Below are 22,441 nucleotides of genomic sequence, written 5' to 3'. Positions count from 1 at the left end.
CAAAATGCGACCATTGGCCGCATAAATACTTGTTAAAGCTAACGTCACATAAGCGGTGAGTAATCGCTGACTAAAATGTAAAACGTGGCCGAATCGAGCAAGCGATCAGCCGCCCCGTTTAATTGGCTTATTTGTTTTGATTAATTCATTTGCTTAACTTCAGATAAAATCTTAACTTTAACGGGCGTTTTATTGGGATTGTTTTTAGCGGCTTTATACTGCTGTTTGGGCATTTTATTTAGAAGCTTTTGTGTCATCCAGCCTTCTGGTATTGAGTTAATGAGTTCTTTACTCACCTCCACGCCATTGGAGTCAATGGTAACAAAATATGAAGCTTTTCCTGCGCCTTTGGGTAACCAATCAGGACGACCAGATAACCTTATCATTTGAGAGGAGTCATGCTCCCAATATTGATGTAATTGTGACGACTTAAGTTCGACTATTTCCCCCGAGAAAGTAGGCTCTTGGGTTGCACTGCACCCAATGAGTCCAACCATAGTAACAAGCGCTAACAAGATATTTTTATTCATAAAAATCTTCCCTGACTTAATATTAACTAACAACACAATACGTTATTCATCGCAAGACTGCGAACGCTTCGAGTCATTTTCCGTGTGTAGTAACTTATTCAGCTTTTGGTCATTATCCACGACAAGAACTCGCTTAACCATGGGAACCGTTTTCCCGTTTCTGCAGCACAACAAACCGTCATAGACAGCACTGCTTGTAATGGCAACTTACGTTGCAACATTTCACATATATCCAAGCCATACACCAGGCTTTTACCTTTGCCCAGTGCTAACAGTCCATCTTCGCTAAAGCTACTATCGCTGACGAATAAACCACAAATCATTAACGAAACAGCATAAAAAAACCCAACAAAAATGCTGGGTTACTGGTATCTACCTAATTAAAAGTGTTTATTCTTACACCTTTATTTTATACGGGAGCTAGAACGGGATATCGTCATCCCAATCGTCATTTGAAAACGAGGTGGAACTTGGCTGCGGCGCAGACTTATTGGCTGCTGCGGCCATTTGTTGCGATGGTACAGGGTTGTTTGACTGATACGATTGATCGTAATTTGGCTGAGATTGTTGCATTTGCGCACCGGGTTGGTTTTGATCCGCGCGGTTAATGCGCCACACTTGCAAGCTAGTAAAACAACGTTCTGGCTTGTCTTGTGCTTGCCATAAACGACCGCTGATATTAAATGATACTTGCAGTTCTTCACCCACATTATATTGGTCAAGCAAGCTGCACTTTTCTTTAATCAATTCAAACGCCACATAATTAGGGTAGCTTGAGTTTTCGTCGGCGCCAGTAGCTTTAAGGACGAATTCACGTTTAGTGAAACCGTTATTTCCATAGGTGGTGGTTGCACCCATGCTATGGATGATACCGGTCATTTCAAAAGTTTTAGACATAAATAGCGTTCTCTTTGGTATTGATATGTAAAGCAGTATACAGCGCCTTTTAATCGCAAAACACCGATTAAATATTGGGACTAACTTATCGAGATAAGGTTAAGGTGTTTAAGGCTAAAATTCACCCAAAATAAGCGTGATTTACCGCTAATCAACATGTCTTTTAATCAATAAATGTTAAATTATCAGTTTCATTTAAAACACTGCTCTTAATTCACCTTTGCGTTAAATTATCTTTGATAACCCACCGAGTGCAAACCTAGAAAACGGGTTAAAAACCCCCGTTTTCATCAAGAAAATCTCATCATTTTTCTCAAAGTAAGTTTATTTTGAAAATGAAAACAAACGCTTATGTGATCGAAGTCTTAAATACCACAAATAAGCTAAATCAACAACCAACGATAACTCACCTCTTTAGGAATCAACAACTTACGCAAAGTTATAACACTCAATTTAATGTAAATAATAATGTTCAATTATTAAATAATACAATTACTTGTTACAGGTCACTTTATTGTTAAATCGTTTTTCTTAACATGTTTACGCCAAAAAATTAAAATTAAAAAGTGAAGGGGAAATATGAATAAAAGTGTATTAGCAATACTCATCAGCCTTGCATTGGTCGGTTGTAATGACAGCGATAATCACGTTGAAGAATCGCCAATGGTGCCGATTTCTCCTGCAAATCCTATTGCACCTGATATTCCCGTGGTTCCCATTGTGCCAGCTGAACCAACAGAGCCAGATATTCCCGTGGTTCCCATTGTGCCCGCTGAACCAACAGAGCCAGATATTCCCGTGGTTCCCATTGTGCCCGCTGAACCAACAGAGCCAGATATTCCCGTGGTTCCCATTGTGCCCGCTGAACCCACTGAGCCTTCTGAGCCAGATACCCCAGATACGCCTGAAGGTGCATTGCCCCCAATCACTGAGGATCTTGACTTTACAGCAACCGGGATCCCACTAGGTGTGACCACAATTGCCACCACCAATTGTAGTGAAGTGTTTGATTCTATTTCTAGTTTAGAAAAAGCCGTGTCAACTGAAATGCCAGCAGGCACCACCTTATGTTTAGCCGACGGTGAGTATACTGATGGCCTTGAATTAAAATTTGGCGGTCAAGGCACGGCGGATAACCCAATTAAAATTGCTGCTGAAAATGCAGGCCAAGCAAAAATTGTTGCGGGTAAGGTGTCAATCAGTATGGCTGGTGACTTTGTTCAACTACAAGGTATGGTCTTTAACGGCGTCAGTTATGACAGTTCGTTAATTCAAACACGTCATGGTACGCATAATTTATGTCGTGACTGCCGTATTAGTGAAGTCGCAATTATTGATGCAGTCGCCAATAATACATCTGGCATTTTGATGCACCTTTATGGACAACGAAATTGGGTCGACCACAGCATTTTGAGTGGTAAAACGGTTAAAAACCCGATGATTTCATTCAACCGCTGGGTTGATTCATCTTGGGATGAAGATGTTAAGTTAGCTGAACTAGCACGCGATATTGTCATTTACAAAAACTACATTGCTAACCGTGCCCCTGCTGACGATAAGCTATACGCTGGCAGCAGCGATAATGATTATGAAGCCATTCGTACCGGTCTTAGCGACACCCATCACTATGATGGAAATTCATTTATTATTGGTAACCTATTTGAACAGATACAAGGTGAAGCGGAGGTTATTTCAAATAAAGGCTCAAATAACGTCATTAGCCATAACACCATTCGTAATAGCCATGGTTCACTGACTAATCGCCATGGACATAGCGCTAAAATTGAACATAACTTTATCCTTGGTGATGGTCATCCCTTCTCCGGTGGTATTCGTTTAGTCGATGACAGCCACACGGTGACAAATAACTATATTGATGGCGCACGTTATCTTAATACCACTCACCACGGTGGCATTGTTATTCTAGGTTCAGACGGCGCTGGTGATGCTAATAACGGCTACCAACAAGTTGAAAATGTTCATGTTGCTCATAACACTATTGTTGATAGCGTAAATAGCTTTAACTTCGATGGTGGCGATAAGCAACATCAACCAACAAACATTTATTTAGCGAATAACTTAGTTGACCATGCCATTGGCCCCGTATTTAAAGCAACTGATCGCGGTGTACCAACTGCATCTAATATTGCTGGCAATATTGTTTATGGCCAAGCGTTCTCAAGCAATGAGTCCATTGCACAAGGGCAAACAGGCTTTGATTTTATTGATGCTGGGCTTGTTAAACATGCAGAGGATGGCTTATATCGCCCAACAGAACAGTCACCTAATTTAGATGGTGAATTAAACTACGAAAAGGGCGACTTTGCTGCCGTAACCTTGGATATGGATGGCCAACAACGCCTTGAAATCACGGCCGTTGGTGCAGATGAAGTAACAGATGAAATGCGCACGTTCAAACCATTAACTTATGCCGATGTTGGGCCATTAAGTTATCACCTTGAAAAACCGCAACCGATTGTGCTTGAAACTGAAATAGTTAACGCTTCATTTGATGATGGTTTACAACACTGGTTGCATAGCGACGCACAAGTGACCACACCAGCACAGGCGTTCTCACGCCAAAGCAGCGCACAAGTCAATTCAGCGCAAGGTTATGTAACACAAAAAGTGAGCTTATTGGCGCAGCATGACTATATGTTATCGGCATTTGTTAAAGGCGCTTATCGCCTAGAAGTTGAAGGGATTGAGCATCAACAATCGTTGCTCGATGACAGTCAATATCAATGGGTAAGCATGCCATTTAATTCTGGCGATGCCACTGAAGCGAACATTGTGTTGTCTCAACCTGACAGCGTGACCTTAAAAGCAAATTTAATCGATGCAAACTTAGGTGAGTTCCGTACAGCTAGCGGTAAAAGTGATGTCTGGAAAACCTATGAAGATGATTCAGCAGGTTTAGGTGATGTGGGGAGTTCAGGCGATAGCGCATTTACTGATACTGGTTCAGAAAAAAGCGGTTCGGCGCGAGTAAGATTTAAGAAAACGGGCACCAATCATGACTTTACGTCTTTACCGGGGTTAAGCCAAGTCGTGAGTGGGTTACCACTTCATACTGACATGAGTTACTCACTGTATTATTGCGACAATAAAGGTGAAAACTCACTAAGTTCATTGCACTTTGGCGCACGTGAAGTCGATGGCACTCCCATTGTCGATAGCTATGCCCATGTAAAAGATCTTGGCGATGCACCTCAAGGCAACGTAAAAAGCTGCTTTAAACAAGTGACAACTCAGTTTAATACCGGTGAAAGCGCAAGCATTGAAGTGTTTGCGGTAATGGAAATCAATAAAGACGGTCAGTTAACCGATGACGACATTTATGCGCATAGCCAGTTCACAAGTAATGAACTAGAAGTACGCTTAGATGAGTTTTCATTAACTTATGAAGGCGAGCCAGAAGCTGGCATGGTGGGCTATTTCGATGAAGTGCGTTTAGTCACCCGTTCTGACCAAGACGCTGAATAACTTGCAATAATAATCAGCCAATAAAAAAGCCACTGATACCCTAACGTATCAGTGGCTTTTGCAGTTAATTTTATTGGCTAAAGCAATAAATTACGCGCGTTTTCTTCTGTTGATTGCCATTAGGATAAACAAGGCAAATATCCAGTGAACCGCACCACCACTGTCATTTGAGCTTTCTTCTTCAGCATCATCTGCAGGATAAGTACAGTCGCCACTGTCTTGATTTGCATTTTCATCGTAGTTTGTTGCTGCCGGATCAGTACAACCTAGCTCGACACCATCAGAGATCACGGTCAACATAAACGATTTAGACACCATATCAGTTGGACTAGCAGTGTCATAAACCGTAACTGTGACTTCGGTTTCACCATAGAAGTTAGCCGCAGGCGTTACCGTAAAGGTAGAACCTGGCGTGTGGCTGTTGACTTCTGAAGTGATGTTCTCACCTGTAACAGTAATGGTGTTAACACTATTATTGGCATCAGAATATGCCACAACAACATCCGCTAATTGGGTGTTTTCATCGATGGTATAGTCTTTGAAATCACCTAAAGTTAAGTTGCCTGCCACTGTAATGCTTTGCGCCATTTGCATGTCTTCAATACCGTCAACTTGGCTATTCACGCTCATTTCAAGCGCATTACCTGCTGAGTTATTGTCAACACGGGCTTGGAAAGTTAACTTCATTTGGCTCATTTCTGGGCCAACGTAGTCGTAACAAACCACTAAGTCATTTGACAGTTTTTGGTCGATATCATCAAAAGCGAACTGCGTTCCTTTATAACCTTCAATTGGTTGATAAGTTGAACGAACACCAGAGAAACCATGTACACCAATCGTCCCTTGGGTTTCCCCTGCCATGTCTAGGTTGTCATAGGCCATGATGATTTCATATTGGCCTTCGCCATATTGATAATCATTGAAGTTAATAATGGTTTGGAAGTCATAACGATCATCCATATTATTGATAATGTTTGTACCGGTAAACCAATCATAATCAATCATTTGCGAGCGAACATTATCCCACTCAATGATCATTTGCTTATCTTGAGTATAAGCAAAGGTAATACCTGCATTTAACTCAGGTTCCCATTGGTTTGGCTCATAAGGTGTACCAAAACTTGCGCCAAAGAATACCCCTTTCCATAACGGTGCGATCATCGTGTCTGGAAACGTTCCCATTGGGAAAGGTAAGTGAAATGGGAAAAACAGCGGCAATTCATCAAACTGCAAGTAACCTTGCGGACTAATGGTAATGCTTGGATAGGCGTTATATTCCGTGTTGTTATACATTGAATAGGTGGTGTCATCATCAAACAGGCTGCTCAATTGCAGTGTTAGATTTTCATCCCAAATACCGCCCCAACTAGGTAAGAAGTCGGCTTTGGTTTGTAAATCTAAATAACCGCCATCATGATCGGCAATACCAAAACTGGGGGTTTTACACATCATGTCATCAAGGCTGGTAGATAATAGGTATTGGGGGGCAACACTTGAGGTGTCGTGCTGTGTCCCTACCACTGTAATTTCTCTATCAGTCACGGTGACATCTTGCATCGTTGATGATGATAAGTTAACGGTTTCAGCTAAAATAGTTAGCCCAGCGGGCACCATTGTCGATAACGCAAACTCTCTGTCTGTACCGGTATTATTATGGTTAACAGACACTTCAACATCAATTACATCACCCGCTTTTGCCTGTGTTTGGCTGGTGTGCAAATGCACTTCATCAATATCACGCATTAAACGGTAAGGTACTAGTCCTAAATTTCCTGGGTTTAGCTCATCAGCACCAAGATCAAATGCACCGTAGAATAAGTCACCTTTTACCATGTCTTTATTCCATTCGATATTTAAATCAAATGCATTTACACCATCGTGGCTTTGTGGGCCGGTTACCACGACATCTGTTGCAAGATCATTGGAAACCACGGCGCTCGCAACAGTATACGTGTCGGTTGGGCGAGCATACTCGTCCCATTCACTCCATGATTTCCAGTTATGTAATACCACCCAGTATTTACCTTCATTTGGATGGTTAATATTACAATAGTCGCTAAATGTGCTGCTGTATGAAAAACAAATCGCTTCGTCCATTTGCACTTGACCATCCTCATTGGCATCAATACCAATAATCATATCAAGGTCACCACGTTGCCAATCGACTTCTGCCGTTGACTCGTCGCGTGACAATACCTCAGTAATAAAGCGGGTGGTATTTGCTGGCACATCAACCCAAAGAGTCTGGGTAGATTCATCTAACAGACCGTCGTAAAACGGTGAGACCTCGTTAACATCTTGCGGCAAGATAACTTCATGCATCGTCGCTTTTGTTGGCGCATAAGAATTAACCGTTAACTGATTAAATGAAGGCGCAGACAAGCCTTTTACCATTGCACTGTCGTTATTGCGATGAGCCATCATTTTTACACGTTCTGGCAATGTACCGTGGTTATATTTAATCGCCACAGGTATGAAGCTTGCTGCACTTAAGTTACCGACTTCGTTAATCATCACTTTGGCGTGAACTTCGGCTTCTGAATTGTTTGATGCTGTTTGTGAGTCTAAAATCTTAGCTTCAAACACCACTGACACTTTATCGCCTTTTTTAAGACTAAATGTGGCTGGCGTGGCTTTTAGCTCAACAGAGTATTCCCCGGTTTCAGTTTCAACCGCCCATGTACCATCGTGTGTGGCTTTAAATGTACGTACCCAACTACAGGTTTGTTTACAGTCAAAGTTAACCATTTCTGGTAAGTTTAACGCTCTAACTGTGCCGCCATTATTCGGGTTGGCCAACATAAAGTTGTCTGCAGTTTCATCCATCAATAAACCTGCATCAATGGCGGCTAATGCATTAATACGCCCAGAACCTGCACGGTAAATGCCTGCATCTTGACCTGACATGGTGGTCACGTCGGTATGCGCTGTCATCATGATTGCTGATTGAATTTCACTTGCTGTCCAATCTGGACGAGCTTGCTTAATTAATGCAGCTGCACCCGCAACATGCGGAGCGGCCATTGACGTGCCTGACAAGCTGGCATATTTGCTCGACAAATTCACCACTGAAAATGGGTGCTCATCAGCATTAGCCGCATAGATATCAACACCAGGTGCGGAAATTGACGGAATTAAATGCTCTGGATTGGTAAGGCTTGGTCCACGTGAAGAAAAATCGGCAAGTTGGTCTTGCTGTGTCGGGTCAATGTCTTTAGATACGGTACTGGCGGTAATTGTCGCCATATGACCAGTGCCTGATTGCAGCCAAGGAATTAAGCTGTATTGCGCATTGTAGTCAATATGGACACCAGGAATGACATAAACATCGTTATCTAAGGTGTCATTCCATTGGGTGTTATAAAGCACAAAGCCCCCTGCGCCACCAGCGGCAACATTGTTGGCTTTTTCTATGCGGGCAATATTACCGCGTTCACACACAACAATTTGATCCGCGGTAAAGGTGTCGGCAGCAAATGGCATTTCACATAATTTATCGCCATAGTTTTCAGCCAATACAATATTACCGCTGACACCAGCAGAGATACCTGCTGATTGCCAATTAGGATACAACGTCGTATCGCCACCTGATAAGTCAGTGAGCTCTTTACCCGTAACATTGACCGTGCGCCCAGTGGTGGTAGCACCTACGGTTAATAACCAAGGAGAAGTATGGTCGGCCGATGACATAAATTCGTTGTAACCGTCAGTCCCGCTGTTACCTGCTGAGGCTGAAACAACAATCCCCGCTTCACGTGCAGATAAAAAGGCCAGCTCAAATGGGTCATTCCATGGAAAGCTTTCACTACCGCCAATAGAGAAGTTAATGACATCTACGCCATCTTCTATGGCATCTTCAATCGCTGAAATTAGCGCTTCACCAGGACAACCTGAATAAGCATCACCCTGATTACCCGGATAACATGCTTGGTAAGAAATTAAGTTCGCATGTGGTGCAACACCTGAAACGGTTCCCATTATCAACCCAGTTTCAGTGCCGTCGCCGTCACCAATTTGTGGCAACATGTGTGGGACGTTATGTAATACGTTACCCACTGTCGTCCCCGCGGTGTGCGAGCCATGGCCGTTGTAATCTTCACCATTGGCAGGCCTAATTTGTACTGGTATATCCCACTCATTCCAAAACTCACCTTGGAACTCAGGCGCACTGTACACGTCGGTTATCACGTCATAACTGCGGATACCAACGAGCTTGTCATTACACATGTCGGCAAATTCTTCAATGGCACAATCACCCACATACACGCCTTCCCCAAACGGGTTTATGTGAGCATAACCGTCGTCACCCACGCTTTGAAATGATGGGTGGTCAGAGTTAATACCGGTGTCGATAACCCCAACTAAAATACCTTCACCTTTAAACGAGCTGGCTTGCGCTGAGTTACCGGTCCAAATTTGATCCGCACCAATAATTTGCGGGCCAATATCAGTATGCAGTTCATAAATACCAGAACGCTTAACGTTCAACACTTGCGGCATTGTCGACAATAATTGTGCTTGCTGTTGAGTGAGGTTCGTACTGAAACCGTTAATGGCTGTGGTGTACTGTTGGCGCAGTTCAAGGTTAATGCCCTGTACTCGAGCAACATCAACAAAGCTTTGTTGTTTGTCTAACAGCAGTTTTTTATATGCAGCAATGTTATTGTCATTGGTCGAGTTAAATAACTTAACTTGGCCCGCATTGGCACGTATTGACGTGGCTTGATACCCTTCAATGCCACCGTTGTAGGTGGTCACGGCGGCATCAGCTAATTGCACAATATAAGTGTGTGTCCCTTCAAGCCCTTGTTCAAACGTGAACTTATCGGCTTTTGTCGCCGTGGTTAAATGGACATTCTTTTGATTCGCTCTTTTTAATAAATTACCACTGGCTGTGGTTTGTTTTTTAGATTGCTCATTAAGCTTTTGTAACTCTTCATAACTTAATTGCAATTGCTGTAAAGGTGCTTGAGATAAATTATCTGCCTTTTGGGTGGAATAGGCCGCGCCTACTCCGGCGGTATATATTGCGGCCAAAACAGAAAAAGTGACTGTTTTTATTTTCATTGTCGTCTCCGTTACGATTAAATTCTCTGATGAAAATTCCTATGAGACTGTTAAAGATATGTTACCAGCAAGTTATAAGTAAGCTTGTAATTGTACAAAAATGTGCCAGAGCCTTACTTAAGCCTTTAAAAATAAATGTGTAAATTTGTATCAAATGACACAGTTAATTTAACAACTATTAACATTTTATGTATTGTTTGTTAACAACCCGATTGAGCTGTACTGTCATTTTGAAACACGCTGTATTAATTTTTCTGTTGTTATTGATGGTATTTTTTCATCAACAAACACAAGCCTCAGAGGACTCAAACTGCACTTACCATTGTGTATTTGCGGACAGTTGGGCGCTGGGTATTGGCCTTGGACACGGTGAATACACCAACCCCTTGCACCAAGGCGACCGTGATAGTTTTAATCTATTACCCGCGTTTTATTTTTATGCTGACAATTTTTATATCGAAAATTTGTCTCTGGGTTATACCCTGTTTGAAAACCAACAATTTGCCTTTGATATCGTTTCAGAGCTCAACCAAGACGGCCTTTACTTTCAAGACCGTGATATTACGCCGTTTTTATTATCAGAAAACACAAGGTTATTCCCGTTATTACCCGGAGGGATGCTTCCCGAAACCACACCTGAAATAACCAGTCCACCCAATGACGTTGAAAGACATCTTTCATACTTAGCTGGAGTGTCAATTGACTATTACCTTCACCCCAATTGGACCTTATCCTTGAGTGCCTTAACCGATGTCACCGCGGTGCACCATGGTCAGCAATTTGAAACCAATATTACCTATTACCAACAACTTGACGCTTTGAGTCTTAGCGTGTCGACAGGCCTTACCTATTTAAGCGATGACATTGTGGATTATTACTATGGCTATAATGAGTTTGACTTTCCCGAACATGAGCTTAAGTACCAAGGCGAGCGGGCTATTAACCATCATATAAAAGTATCTACCCAGTACGCCCTGACTAAAAATTTCAGCCTAGTTATGCAATACAGTTTTGAGCAATTACACAGCGAAATTGAAAACAGTCTTTTGGTTAAAGACGGTTATCGAAGCGTTTACTTCATCGGTATTTCTGGACATATTGAGGGATACTAATGAGCGCATTAAAGATCTTTTTCTGTCTGTTAATCATTACATTACACACTAAAAAGTCTTTTGCTGACGCGCCGGGAACGGCGTGGAAAATTACCCCGAATAATTGTTACTCCCAAGATGGACATTGTGAGTCAGATGTCATTGTTGAATGGCAAACACCTGATGCCACCCATTTTTGCATAAAAATAGAAGATAAAAACGAACCTGAGTTTTGCAGTAATGGCGAACTTAGCGGGCAACAGGCTTTTAGTTTAAAAGCCATGCGTACCAAGAAAATTTTTATTATCAATCCCCAAAACCAGCGCTTACTCTCTACGCTGACCTTTAGAATTGTTACCGACAGTGTGCCGAGAAACCCCCGCAAACGTCGTCACTCATGGAGCATCTTATGAATACAGAAAAAATCAGCTTAGCGCTTATTGAAGATGACATTAGACTGGCACACGTCATTGAAAAGTTTTTAATTGAGAATGGCTTTTTGATTAAAAAATTCTATTCAGCTGAAGCCTTTGTTAATAGCCACCAACAAGACTCGTTCAACATTATTTTAAGTGACATTAATTTACCCGGTGAAAGCGGTTATGACTTACTGAACTTCATTAAGGATCGTATTTCAATTCCGTTTATTTTTCTCACCGCGAAAACCAATGATGAAGACCAAATAAAAGGCCTGCAATATGGCGCGTGCGACTACATTTCAAAACCCGTGCGCCCCAAAATATTACTCGCGCGGATCCATAACGCGCTGCGCAGTGCTTCATCGGTAAAATCCACCCCTGATCCACAGCAAGAAATTGTACTTAATGATTGCTATATGAATATTACCGAAAGACGTGTTGAAATTTGTAATACCAATGTGGAATTCACCACCGAAGAGTTCGAACTCTTTAAAATATTAATGGAAAACAACGGTAAAATTTTAGATCGTGAATATTTGTTTAAAGAAGTGGTCGGCAGAGACTACAACGGAGAAGACCGCATTGTTGATGGTAGGGTCAGTCGGATCAGAAAGAAGCTTAATTTGATCCCCAATAATACCTACCAAATAAAAACCATTTGGCGTAAAGGCTACTTATTTACTAACACCTAAGGATAAACCCATGAAAAAGAAGTTTATCCGATTATTTTTACTCACTATTTTCACGCTGTTATCTATCGCCTTTATCACTGAAAGCATATTTTTAACCGCCAATAATAAACCGACTAATGACGTCGATATGGCGCAGGTGATGTCAGCAATCATCAATGTTGATCATGACTCGCCGCAAATTAATAATGTACAAATATTAGATGTTAATGCCTTAGCTTGGCCAGCCAACTTACTGCAACGCCTTCAAAACGGTGAAATATTGCAGCTCCAAGAAGGGCTTGAGCAAGTCTACTTCTACCAAGTGTTAGCTAAACACCCAAGTAAGGTGATGCAAGTTGGCCCGCTTAACGTCAGCGCGGGTGAAGAACAAGGTATTTTATTACCCGTTATTTTTTACAGCAGTTTTGCGCTATTTCTACTGTTTTGGTTCTGGCCGCTATTTCGAGATTTAGAACTGTTATCTCTTTCAACAGCCAACTTTTCGAGAGAAAAACACTATACTGCGCCAAACATTAAAAAGTCCTCTCATGTATTTCCACTGGCAGCCAGTTTTTCGGTCATGTCGCAGCAAATTTTGAAATACATTGCGTTGCAGCGCTTTCTTTCAAGCACTATTTCCCATGATATTCGTACACCATTATCACGCATGTTTTTTCATACCGATATGCTCAATGCCCATAATATTGAACAAACCAAGCAAGCACTATTTGAAGAGTTAGACGAAATAGAATTACTGACCGACCAATATCTTGAGTTTTCAAAACTGGAATGCGAAAAAAAGACCCTTAAAAGGCTATATCAAGATATATCACCGTTATTAGCACAAATAGTTCAGCAATCGCAAAAAGACACCCCAATTAGTATTTCTTGGCAGATAAACCAACAAACCTCATTTTATTTTGATGGCTTTTTTATTAAACGCGCGTTGCAAAATGTGCTCACTAATGCGATTAAATATGCCCACTCTCAGGTATTAATTTCAGTGCAAATTTCAGCCACACAAGTGACTATTGCCGTTGAAGATGACGGTCCTGGGATTAATGCCACTCAAACAGAGCAAGTGACCATTGAGTATCAACAAGGGGAAGAGCCCAAGCACGGTTATGGTTTAGGGTTAACCATTGCCAGTACCATTTGTGAATGGCACCAAGGACGATTAGAAATTGAGAAGTCAGCCAAACTAAAAGGCACTAAAATTACCTTGTTATTACCACTGGCGTAGCTAATTGGACGCTTACTTAAGTCTATGCGTTTGTTGTTATTGAACACCTAGTTAGTGACTTAGCACATGCCATGACACAACCACAAAACGCATCTCATCATGCGCGTATTAACGCTGGTAAAGCTCAGGTAATGTGGGTCACTGAGCCATGGTTCACGGCTCAGTTGCCTTGAGTTATTTAAGTGAACAGCGCGCCTATTGAGTGCTTTTTTTCCATAAGCGGCCGTCAATTGCAGATAAACCTAGCGCAATTAATCCCATCCCGATGAGATGGATCACCCCTAACGTTTCACCCAAAATAAAGGTCCCTAATAACACCGCTGAAACAGGCACTAATAGCGTCACAAGTAACACATTCGTCGCCCCAGCTAACGCTAATATTTTAAAATACAATACATAGGCAACAGAGGTAGACACCACCGCCAGTGCGATTATCGCCCCCCACGTATTACCATTAGCGAGCAATAAACTACTTGTACCGTCTACAACCAATGCCATGGGTAATAACACCATTGCTGAAGCGGTAACTTGCCCTGCCGCTGTTATTATCGGATTGACCCCCAAGGCTGTAAAGCGCCTACCATAAATACCTGCCAACGCATAAGACATTGCTGCTGCGACAATGGCAAGCTCAGCCCATAAATGCGCTGAATCACTCAACGCTGGCACCCCAATCATGATAACAACCCCGATAAAGCCAAGTAACACGCCAATGAGTTTTAGTGGCGAGGGTTTTTCATCCGGTAATAAAAATGCCGCAGCTAGCACGGCAAATATGGGGGTCATTGCATTTAATATTGACGCTAACCCTGATGCAATATGGGTTTGTCCCCAAACAATCAACCCAAAGGGAATAACATTATTCAATATTCCCATGCCAATAAACGCTAACCATACCTGCGGATTTTTAGGTACTTGCAACCGAAGTATCAAAATAAATAACCACAGCGCAATCGCCGCAATAGTCACTCTAAGTGTGACAATCGTTAGCGCAGGAAGCGCTTTAACAGCCACGCCGATGAAAAAGAAAGATCCCCCCCATAAAACCGACAATACAATGAGCATCAGCCAAACTTTTCCACTCATTGACTTAGGTATGGTTGCAGACATAAATGTGCCTTATTACTTTTTTATTGAATAAAATGGTCATCGATAAATACATTATCGTCGTTAGCTGTTAGCTGTTAGCAAGTAAGCTTATACCAATATGCTAGTTTTAAAACACTATTCGCTGATTAACTTTTTACGTACCTTCACAGTGTGAGATGACTGCCAGCTAACAGTAAATTAAACGCCGCCCACACAGCCATTGCAGCTCATCATTCGCCCCCATTGCAATCAACGCCGCGCAGCTTTGTTAACTAAACAAGTAAATATCAACGCATCAGCAAAGGGGAGTCCTCCCTGTAAAATCTACGTGTTACACAAACGTGATCATTATCTACATATTCATAAAAACATCATTTGTAAAACGCTTTAGGAAGAGAAACTGTAAATAATCATAGTCTTCACGCCTGCAATTTGACGGAGTATAGCTACGAACTAATAACAATCATTTTTAAAGATGATGTGATGAAATTAAGGCGACTTATGATGAATATACATTCAAAATTAGGCAATTTGAGTAAGCCAGCGCTTGCATTGCTCTTACTACCAATTTTGAGCGCTTGTGGTAGCGACTCGAATGACACCGCAACACCAGACACGCCAGCGGTTCCTGATAGACCGGGAACCGCTGATTTACCTGCAGATAAATTCGACCTGCTTGTCAAAGCACCTAAAAGCAAATTCGAAGGAAGTATTGATGTCTACTTAGGCCGTTGGTATCCATGTCAACCTGCACATCAAAACATGTGTGATATGGACAAGGTTCGCAAAGATGGTTATACGCTTGAATACCCGGGCTCAAATAACCCAAATTTCTCTAATAATACAAAATATAACCTCAGCTCCCCTGATGACAGCAAGTACCACATGCAAATCAAAGCGGAAGAGCTTCTCGCTTGGAAAGATCAGGCTATCCGTGATGACATTTTCCAACCTGGACACTATTCAGTCTTAGATGTGATGATGTACGTTTCAGAGCAACGTGATGACTTTGAAGTTAAGGTTGGTGATTTTAACGAGGAACGTCAAACTTACGAATACACAGTCTCTTTCGATGCAGATGGCGATGGCACGTTTGATAATGATCCTGCCACCCATTACACACAGTGGAAAGATTACAAGGACAGCGATAGCTGGAGTGTTGCCTTTTTCCATAGCGGCGGCACCATGTTAAATGACGATGCAGCAGCCTATGAGACCGTTTATGACCGTTTAGATGAATTGTTAGTACGTCATCAGTCAGAAATTCGTATCATGCCAACTAGCCCTGAATACCGTGATCGGATGTGGCAATCTCAAAAAGATGAAGTGACCTTTAAAGCATCTAATGGCGGTAAAGTGATGCTAAGCGCAATCACTCGCGATATGGAAGATACTGATGGCTATGGTGATGAACATATTGAAACCATCGCATCGAACATCGAAGTTAAAGCTTATAACTTACGCACAGATATCTACCGTGAAGGTGTAATTACTCAACTGGATTACGTTATCTCAGCAGCTGTAGCCTCAGCTAGCACTGGTGGATCTGATTTCGGTTTCACCTACTGGCCTACTTTGTCTACTGGCTCTCAGCTAGGTAGCTATGTGATGAACAACATTGATGGTATTCGTGCAGAAGGCCTTGATGGATGGAACTATGCTGCAGGTATGAATAAATACACCTTAGATATCATGCTGCACGGCCAAGCGTCTCTTAGCGCACAAGATTTAGTGAATAACACTGAGGGAATGAATCTTGCGAGAGAGTGTACATGGCTGCGTGAAGATGATGGCAGCATCACTGAAATCAACGCACAAACATGTATTGACCACTGGGCAGGAACGTTTGGTGGTAACAAACTTCATATTGCTTTAGACAACATGGTTCGTAATCATGGTATGGAATACATCTATTTCTCTTGGGTTAAAAAGATGTTCTGGATCTACGGAACAACCGAACTTAACTCTGTAAATGAAGAGCGTCTAAATGGAAGTGAGTTATACCCAATAGCCGTAAATGAAGTTGTAGAAATCGCTGATATCAGTAAAGCAATTGCTCCTTTAACTGAAGAGCATTTTGGTTGGAACATTGCCGACTGTGCAGTTTGTCACAACTATGATGAAATCCATAGTGGCTACTCTAACTTAGATCCAGATATTACTGGGCCTTACACTTGTGCGTCTTGCCATGGCGGAAATGGCGCACCTGCAGGGCATGGTGAAACAAGTCGTTGTTTCTGGTGTCACTCTGAAGATGAAGCAATGATTAACCACGGTGAAGCATCACAATGGTTTGATTTTGCTGACATAGAATGTGCAGAAAATAGTTCAATGAATCCTTTTGGTTTCAGTTTAGCTGTTGGTGGTAAAGGTTCATGTGCTGATAATGTTCAATCACCATTCGTAGATAAAGTACGCTGGAATGGTGAACGCTATAATGACTTAGCGCCTTCAAAAACACGAACTCGTGGAAATAGTGATTGGCACACATCAAAGACTTTCCCAGACCCATATAGCTGTGTGACTTGTCATGTAAACCCTAAAAAGTAACCAAGACTACAGTCACTTAATTTAAGCTAAAAGCAACACGCAAAGACTCCGTTAGTAAAAACTATACGGAGTCTTTTTTTGTTTAACCGCCAAGGCGAAAAGCATAGCACCTGCTGAGCCATTACTTGCAGTGTGGATTTCGCTGACTAAGTGGCCAAATAAAGCGTACCGCTACAGTCCAACACATCACTACAAAATGAGACGTTCATAAAAATAATCAACTTGGAAATAATGGCTACAGAAATAGGTTCTTAAATGTTTATCAACCAACAGCCAATTTAGCAGTTTCATGCCACATATAAGATGGCATGGGATGCTTCAATCTCCATGTAATATTCATCGGTTGTGAGCCTTCATACTTTACAAAATCAACAGGTCCGAAATTAACGAACCCTATTGTTTTTCCATACTCGTCTTTCGCTTGTTCTCTTACAAACAAAATAAACGTTCTTTTATTCTGCTTTTGTTGAATATAACTAAGGCCTTTACCTGATGTAGGCTTTGAGCTATTTTGCGTTTGCCAGTGAAATAATGTTGGGCTGATAGCATAGTCATGATACATGGTGGTTGCAGAAAACTGCTTTTCACATTTATCAAGGGTCACGAATAGCAGTTCTATATTTACGTCTGCAATGTTTAAAACCCCCTCTCGACTTGAAGATTTTCTATCAACTGTAGTATCACCAAATGCAACCAAAATATGCTCTTTAGGATATCTAACGTGCATTTTAAGAGGAGAACTATCAACTATCTTATTTTGCACTGTTGGCATTGAAAACTCTTGTGTTCCAAGACGTTCCATTAACAACATGATAACTTCAAGTAACTCATATTTTAGAGGTGTGCTATTTAGCGCCTCGAAACTAGACGAAATTGAATCAAACCCAGCTTGTTTAGTTGTTTTATCCCAAAAATCATAATGACACATAACAGCAAATCGTTTTTTGTGCCTTTCAGGCACGGATTCGATATTGACTAGATTTGTTAGGGAAAAGTTAGACTCGCATAGGGCTTTAACAAACCTTAAATATGAAATAGATGTATTGCCTAGAATTCGATTATTGATTGCACGGTAATAAGCTGCGTATATAGGTGACTCAGCTTCATTTATCTCATCTTGATTACTTGCAGTAATTAAAGTATTCCATCCTCCAAATTTACCTACTTTTACCTTATATATGTCTTCTATCGATATATTGGGATATATGTGAAGGAAGTTGCGTAAGGTTAAAGGTAACTCAGTAACATGTGGGTAGTTTAAAATTAGACTCATTAATTTGTTTTTATTCAGAGTCGCTTGTGAAATATTCTTGAGGATCATTTGCTGAGTTTTTTCTTGCAACTCAATTCGGCACCCTAAAGGTAAATGAGGGAAGCCTTGCTTAACTTCTTTAGAAATGGATTGGCTGATTTTACCTACAAGTGCTCTGAATTTATGAGAAAAGTCATACTCTGGGCGAGAGTTACCAACAAAATCAATTATAGTGCAGCATTCTTTATCTCCAGTTAACCTCAATCCTCGTCCTAATTGCTGAAGAAAAATAGTTAAGCTCTCCGTTGGCCTCAAAAACAACAAGGTATCTAACTCAGGTATGTCTACGCCCTCGTTAAATATATCAACAACGAACAATACATTAATCTCTTTTGATCTCAAACGCTGCTGCTGTATATCTCGCTCTTTTGTATTGTCGCTAGTCAAAACACCACAAGCAATATTATTTAATGTGAATTTCTGAGCCATAAAGTTCGCATGATCTTTACTGACACAAAAAGCTAACGCTCGCATTTGCGATATATCAGTAACTATTTCTTCTAAGCTTTGAAAAATTCTAAATACTCTTTGGTCATTATAGGTATAGAGCTTAGTCAGCTCTGCAATATCGTATCTACCTTTGGACCATGATACTTTTGTCAAATCTGTTTCGTCGTCAACGGCAAAGTATTGAAATGGAGATAAATGACGTTGATTAATCGCTTCAGGTAATCTGATTTCAGCAGCAATAACATTGCAAAAATCTTTGAGAATGTCAGCTCCATCGTGTCTTTCGGGAGTGGCTGTCAGCCCAACTAAGATGTTGGGATTAAAATACTCTAGTATTGCTCTGTAGCTACTTGCAGCAACATGGTGAACTTCATCAATGACTATGTAGTCAAAATAGTCTTTAGTTAACTGAAGATTAGGCAGTTGGTTGTTTAAGCTCTGAATTGAAGCAAAGAGTTGATTATATGCGTTAGGCTTATTTTGACCGACCAATAACTCACCAAATTGACTGTTTTTAATAACTCCACGATATGCACTTCTTGCTTGCTTAAGGATTTCTTCTCGATGAGCAAGAAATAAGAAATTTGCTTCAGGTTTCTTAGTGTAATAATCAGCGAAATCAAAAGCCGAAATTATTGTTTTTCCTGTGCCTGTTGCTGCAACCACAAGATTTCTATACCTGCCATGCAGATCTCTTTCTACCTTTAGTTTCTCTAAAATGGTTCGCTGGTGTGAGTGTGGTTTTATATCAAAATAAAAGCTCGGAGTTGATGTGTCAAAAGCGCCTTTTGCTTCTTGTAAAGCGTTGGTTAATTTTTGCTTACTTTCAGTTTTTCCATCAAAGATTTCAAAGTCTGGTGATTCCCAATATGTTTCAAAAGTACTTAGTGACTTTTCAATTATGTGTGGAATTTCTTGTGAAGTTATTTTTAAATTCCATTCTAAACCATTAGTTAATGCCGAGTGAGATAAGTTAGAAGAGCCTATATAGCCAGTATGAAATTTGGTATCGCGTATGAATAGGTAAGACTTGGCGTGTAAACGCTCTCTGTTAGTGTTGTAGCTAAGTTTTACTTCCGTATTGGGTAATGATGCCAAAAACTCAACTGCTTTAGCGTCAGTCGCTCCCATGTATGAAGTCGTTATAACCTTTAGTTGTTTTCCACTGCGAGCAAACTGTTCCAATTCCTTTTTGAAGATCCGTATACCAGCCCATTTAATAAAAGAAACTAACCAATAAATTTTATCTGAAGACTGAATCTCACGTTTTAACTCTGTTTCCAATGAAATTCCAACATTACTACCACAGAAAAGTTCACTTTGTGTCAGCCCTGTTATAGGCATAATACCGTCGATGTATTTGGGGAGGTCAGATGATATAGGATTTTGTTTATCAAGCAGTGCTGTGAGAATCTTTCCTTGTGTATCAATCAAGTTTTCAGAAATTAATTCATGATCACTGATATGAATACTGAGCCATTCAATGACTTTGTTGGCCAAATTGATTTGTTCATATACTCGATTGTCACCATTCGGTACAGAATCCATCGCGATTTCAATAATTCGAGTTAAAAACCGAGATAGCCACATCGCGGCTTCCCCGTTCTCTAATGAACGTTCACCAACATAGAAAGTGTCTCTATCTAACTTTTGCTCAACTAATTGGGTAATTAACTGCTCATATATGCCGGATTGATTCATAAAAGTCCTTTTAGTCTTGGAATATTTAAAATAACTGAATGATTAATATGGTAAAAGTGCTACTGGATAATAGTCGTAGTAATCAATGCTTAATGCCAATTGATGTTTTTAATTATTACTTCCATAAATTGCTCCTAGTATTCTAGACACTATCCAAGCTAGAAAAATATTGTTTTTCAAACGTTACCGGAGATTGCTGGTCATTAAAACCGTGTCGACGTTTTGAGTTATAAATCATTTCAATATAGTTATACACATCACCTTTAGCTTCATCTCGAGTACTATAAACCCGACACTTAATTCGTTCGCGTTTTTAATAACTGAAAAAAGCTTTCAGCAACAGAGTTATCATGACAATTCCCCCTGCGACTCATACCTACATCTAAATTATTTGCAGCTAAAAAGCTCTTCCACTCGATACGACTAAATTGACTACCTTGATCGGAATGGATCTTGACCCTGATTGATGATTTCCTTTGCCAAACAGCCATTACACAGCAACAACTTCCTCCTCAAAAGCTCTTTAAATGTAACTGTAGTGATCAAGTAAAATTAGTCTGCCACCACAAAGTAGTTTTCTGACTTTCTGCTAATAAACTAACTACAGTTAGCATGGGTCTAAAATCATTCAAGTCAGATTTAGTTTTAATCCCTTTTGCACTTTACTTAGCGAATGCTTCTAGATATTTTTTAATTATGTTTTCCCTTCCATTGAACCATCTAGCGTATTGATTGAAAGGTAGTTGCACAAATTTATTTACAGGCACAAATAAACCAATTCTTTATACTGGCAAAATCGATAACACTATTTAGTCTATGTAATTTCATCAAGTGTCCAAATCTCTATATGAACAGCCAAACATAAAAGTTAGCTGTACTAAAAAAGCTATGGTCACCGTTTGGTCACCAAACAGAAAATACTGAAAAATATGAGTATGAGTATGAGAGTGATTTGAAGATAGGGAAATGAATTAAAGCCTGAAAAGACAAAGGCCTAGCATTTCTGCTAGGCCTTCTAAATTTGGCAGGGGTAGCAAGACTCGAACTCGCAACCATCGGTTTTGGAGACCGCTGTTCTACCAATTGGAACTATACCCCTGTTGACGTGGTGCATTATGCTCAAACTAACCGTAAAGGTAAAGTACTTTTTCTTTTATAACCGTTTAAGTGCGGCTTTTTCAGCCACATTGTGCAACTAATTACCCATACGAAATGAACTCATCAGCAGATCAGATTTTTGACCCTATAAACTAAAACTATAAATCAAAAATATATAAAGAATAAGACCATTTATTCACAATACTGATCGATTGAAAGTAAACAATACGGCAGTTAAGCAGTTAATTGTACAAAAATGGTTTGAGCCCTAAATAAGCTTATAACCGTCTTACTAAAAGCATTGAATACACCCTGATCCGAGGTTATCAAATAATATCATTGTCTTTCATCCAACAGCGAGTTGCTTTTGTTAGGTACGGGGCATAAATGACCTGCTGTGTATGCGTAAAACCCCCTGATTGATTTTATAAACACCAGACGTAAAAAAGCCCATTGCGTTAACAATGGGCTTATCACACTCTTTCGAGTTGCTTTTGTTAGGAACGCGGCTGGAAATGGCCTGCTGTGTATGCGTAAAACCCCTATTCTCAAACCCCAGACGTAAAAAAGCCCATTGCGTTAGCAACGGGCTTATCACACTCTTTCGAGTTGCCTTTGTTAGATGCGCGACTGGAAATAGCCATCTTTATCATTAGCTAATTAGCTTTGTTGGCCCACGGTAAAGGACAAGATAATTCAACTTTCACAAAGCCCAGACGTAAAAAAGCCCATTGCGTTAGCAATGGGCTTATCACACTCTTTCGAGTAATTTGGCGCCTGGAAATGACCTACTCTCACATAGGGAGACCCTACACTACCATCGGCGATACTGTGTTT

Annotated in this window: 12 protein-coding genes, 1 tRNA gene and 1 pseudogene; 6 read left to right on the top strand and 8 right to left on the bottom strand. The window is 40.7% G+C overall.

Annotation, left to right across the window (positions count from 1 at the left end; genetic code table 11):
* Positions 1-140: 140 nt before the first annotated feature.
* From G3R48_RS08065 to G3R48_RS08055, 3 genes are all read right to left on the bottom strand, one after another.
* Entirely contained in the window at positions 141-530 is a 390-nt protein-coding gene (locus G3R48_RS08065; RefSeq protein WP_153664406.1) for a hypothetical protein, read from the bottom strand.
* 98 nt (positions 531-628) lie between these two features.
* Positions 629-853, bottom strand: coding sequence for a hypothetical protein (locus tag G3R48_RS08060; RefSeq protein WP_153664408.1), 225 nt, complete (start codon positions 851-853; stop codon positions 629-631).
* A gap of 97 nt (positions 854-950) precedes the next feature.
* Complete coding sequence (locus tag G3R48_RS08055) at positions 951-1,427, bottom strand: DUF3127 domain-containing protein (protein ID WP_153664410.1); 477 nt, start codon at positions 1,425-1,427, stop codon at positions 951-953.
* A 579-nt stretch (positions 1,428-2,006) separates the two neighbouring features.
* Between G3R48_RS08055 and G3R48_RS08045 the strand changes: the two genes are divergently transcribed.
* Positions 2,007-4,913, top strand: coding sequence for a polysaccharide lyase 6 family protein (locus tag G3R48_RS08045; RefSeq protein ID WP_228497439.1), 2,907 nt, complete (start codon positions 2,007-2,009; stop codon positions 4,911-4,913).
* 90 nt (positions 4,914-5,003) lie between these two features.
* Here the strand turns inward: G3R48_RS08045 and G3R48_RS08040 are convergent, their stop codons facing one another.
* A complete protein-coding gene (locus G3R48_RS08040; RefSeq protein ID WP_153664411.1) occupies positions 5,004-9,980 on the bottom strand; it encodes a S8 family peptidase in 4,977 nt (1,658 codons plus the stop codon).
* A 266-nt stretch (positions 9,981-10,246) separates the two neighbouring features.
* On the opposite strand from G3R48_RS08040, the gene G3R48_RS08035 reads away from it, so the two are divergent.
* From G3R48_RS08035 to G3R48_RS08020, 4 genes are read left to right on the top strand one after another with little or no spacing between them, the layout of a single operon-like run.
* Positions 10,247-11,092: a MipA/OmpV family protein gene (locus G3R48_RS08035; protein ID WP_194823889.1), complete on the top strand. Its 846-nt coding sequence runs from the start codon at positions 10,247-10,249 to the stop codon at positions 11,090-11,092.
* Positions 11,092-11,484: a DUF3019 domain-containing protein gene (locus G3R48_RS08030; RefSeq protein WP_153664415.1), complete on the top strand. Its 393-nt coding sequence runs from the start codon at positions 11,092-11,094 to the stop codon at positions 11,482-11,484. The genes G3R48_RS08035 and G3R48_RS08030 overlap by 1 nt, the downstream gene beginning before the upstream one ends.
* Positions 11,481-12,182, top strand: coding sequence for a response regulator transcription factor (locus G3R48_RS08025; protein ID WP_194823890.1), 702 nt, complete (start codon positions 11,481-11,483; stop codon positions 12,180-12,182). The genes G3R48_RS08030 and G3R48_RS08025 overlap by 4 nt, the downstream gene beginning before the upstream one ends.
* A gap of 10 nt (positions 12,183-12,192) precedes the next feature.
* Entirely contained in the window at positions 12,193-13,404 is a 1,212-nt protein-coding gene (locus G3R48_RS08020) for a sensor histidine kinase (protein ID WP_153664417.1), read from the top strand.
* A gap of 195 nt (positions 13,405-13,599) precedes the next feature.
* Here G3R48_RS08020 and G3R48_RS08015 read toward each other — a convergent pair whose 3' ends face one another.
* On the bottom strand, positions 13,600-14,514 hold the full coding sequence (locus G3R48_RS08015; RefSeq protein WP_153664419.1) for a DMT family transporter: 915 nt from the start codon (positions 14,512-14,514) through the stop codon (positions 13,600-13,602).
* Between the two features lie 480 nt (positions 14,515-14,994).
* On the opposite strand from G3R48_RS08015, the gene G3R48_RS08010 reads away from it, so the two are divergent.
* Positions 14,995-17,043, top strand: coding sequence for a hypothetical protein (locus G3R48_RS08010; RefSeq protein ID WP_212593271.1), 2,049 nt, complete (start codon positions 14,995-14,997; stop codon positions 17,041-17,043).
* Positions 17,044-17,305: 262 nt separating this feature from the next.
* Here G3R48_RS08010 and G3R48_RS08005 read toward each other — a convergent pair whose 3' ends face one another.
* From G3R48_RS08005 to G3R48_RS07990, 3 genes and pseudogenes are all read right to left on the bottom strand, one after another.
* Positions 17,306-20,506, bottom strand: a complete 3,201-nt coding sequence (locus G3R48_RS08005) for a DUF3427 domain-containing protein (RefSeq protein ID WP_153664423.1) — start codon at positions 20,504-20,506, stop codon at positions 17,306-17,308.
* A 142-nt stretch (positions 20,507-20,648) separates the two neighbouring features.
* Positions 20,649-21,000: pseudogene (locus G3R48_RS17225) on the bottom strand (IS3 family transposase); the annotation flags it as partial.
* A gap of 528 nt (positions 21,001-21,528) precedes the next feature.
* Positions 21,529-21,605 (bottom strand) — tRNA-Trp (locus G3R48_RS07990).
* Between the last annotated feature and the right edge of the window lie 836 nt (positions 21,606-22,441).

The organism is Shewanella intestini, from assembly GCF_018221465.1.
Lineage (GTDB): Bacteria > Pseudomonadota > Gammaproteobacteria > Enterobacterales > Shewanellaceae > Shewanella > Shewanella intestini.
This window is presented reverse-complemented; position numbering and strand designations above follow the sequence as displayed.

What these genes read in the sequence shown, in the direction of transcription:
- G3R48_RS08030 (WP_153664415.1), top strand. Translation starts at nt 11,092, where the DNA reads ATGAGCGCATTAAAGATCTTTTTCTGTCTGTTAATCATTACATTACAC.
- G3R48_RS08060 (WP_153664408.1), bottom strand. Translation starts at nt 853, where the DNA reads ATGATTTGTGGTTTATTCGTCAGCGATAGTAGCTTTAGCGAAGATGGA.
- G3R48_RS08040 (WP_153664411.1), bottom strand. Translation starts at nt 9,980, where the DNA reads ATGAAAATAAAAACAGTCACTTTTTCTGTTTTGGCCGCAATATATACC.
- G3R48_RS08055 (WP_153664410.1), bottom strand. Translation starts at nt 1,427, where the DNA reads ATGTCTAAAACTTTTGAAATGACCGGTATCATCCATAGCATGGGTGCA.
- G3R48_RS08010 (WP_212593271.1), top strand. Translation starts at nt 14,995, where the DNA reads ATGATGAATATACATTCAAAATTAGGCAATTTGAGTAAGCCAGCGCTT.
- G3R48_RS08065 (WP_153664406.1), bottom strand. Translation starts at nt 530, where the DNA reads ATGAATAAAAATATCTTGTTAGCGCTTGTTACTATGGTTGGACTCATT.
- G3R48_RS08020 (WP_153664417.1), top strand. Translation starts at nt 12,193, where the DNA reads ATGAAAAAGAAGTTTATCCGATTATTTTTACTCACTATTTTCACGCTG.
- G3R48_RS08025 (WP_194823890.1), top strand. Translation starts at nt 11,481, where the DNA reads ATGAATACAGAAAAAATCAGCTTAGCGCTTATTGAAGATGACATTAGA.
- G3R48_RS08045 (WP_228497439.1), top strand. Translation starts at nt 2,007, where the DNA reads ATGAATAAAAGTGTATTAGCAATACTCATCAGCCTTGCATTGGTCGGT.
- G3R48_RS08005 (WP_153664423.1), bottom strand. Translation starts at nt 20,506, where the DNA reads ATGAATCAATCCGGCATATATGAGCAGTTAATTACCCAATTAGTTGAG.
- G3R48_RS08035 (WP_194823889.1), top strand. Translation starts at nt 10,247, where the DNA reads ATGGTATTTTTTCATCAACAAACACAAGCCTCAGAGGACTCAAACTGC.
- G3R48_RS08015 (WP_153664419.1), bottom strand. Translation starts at nt 14,514, where the DNA reads ATGTCTGCAACCATACCTAAGTCAATGAGTGGAAAAGTTTGGCTGATG.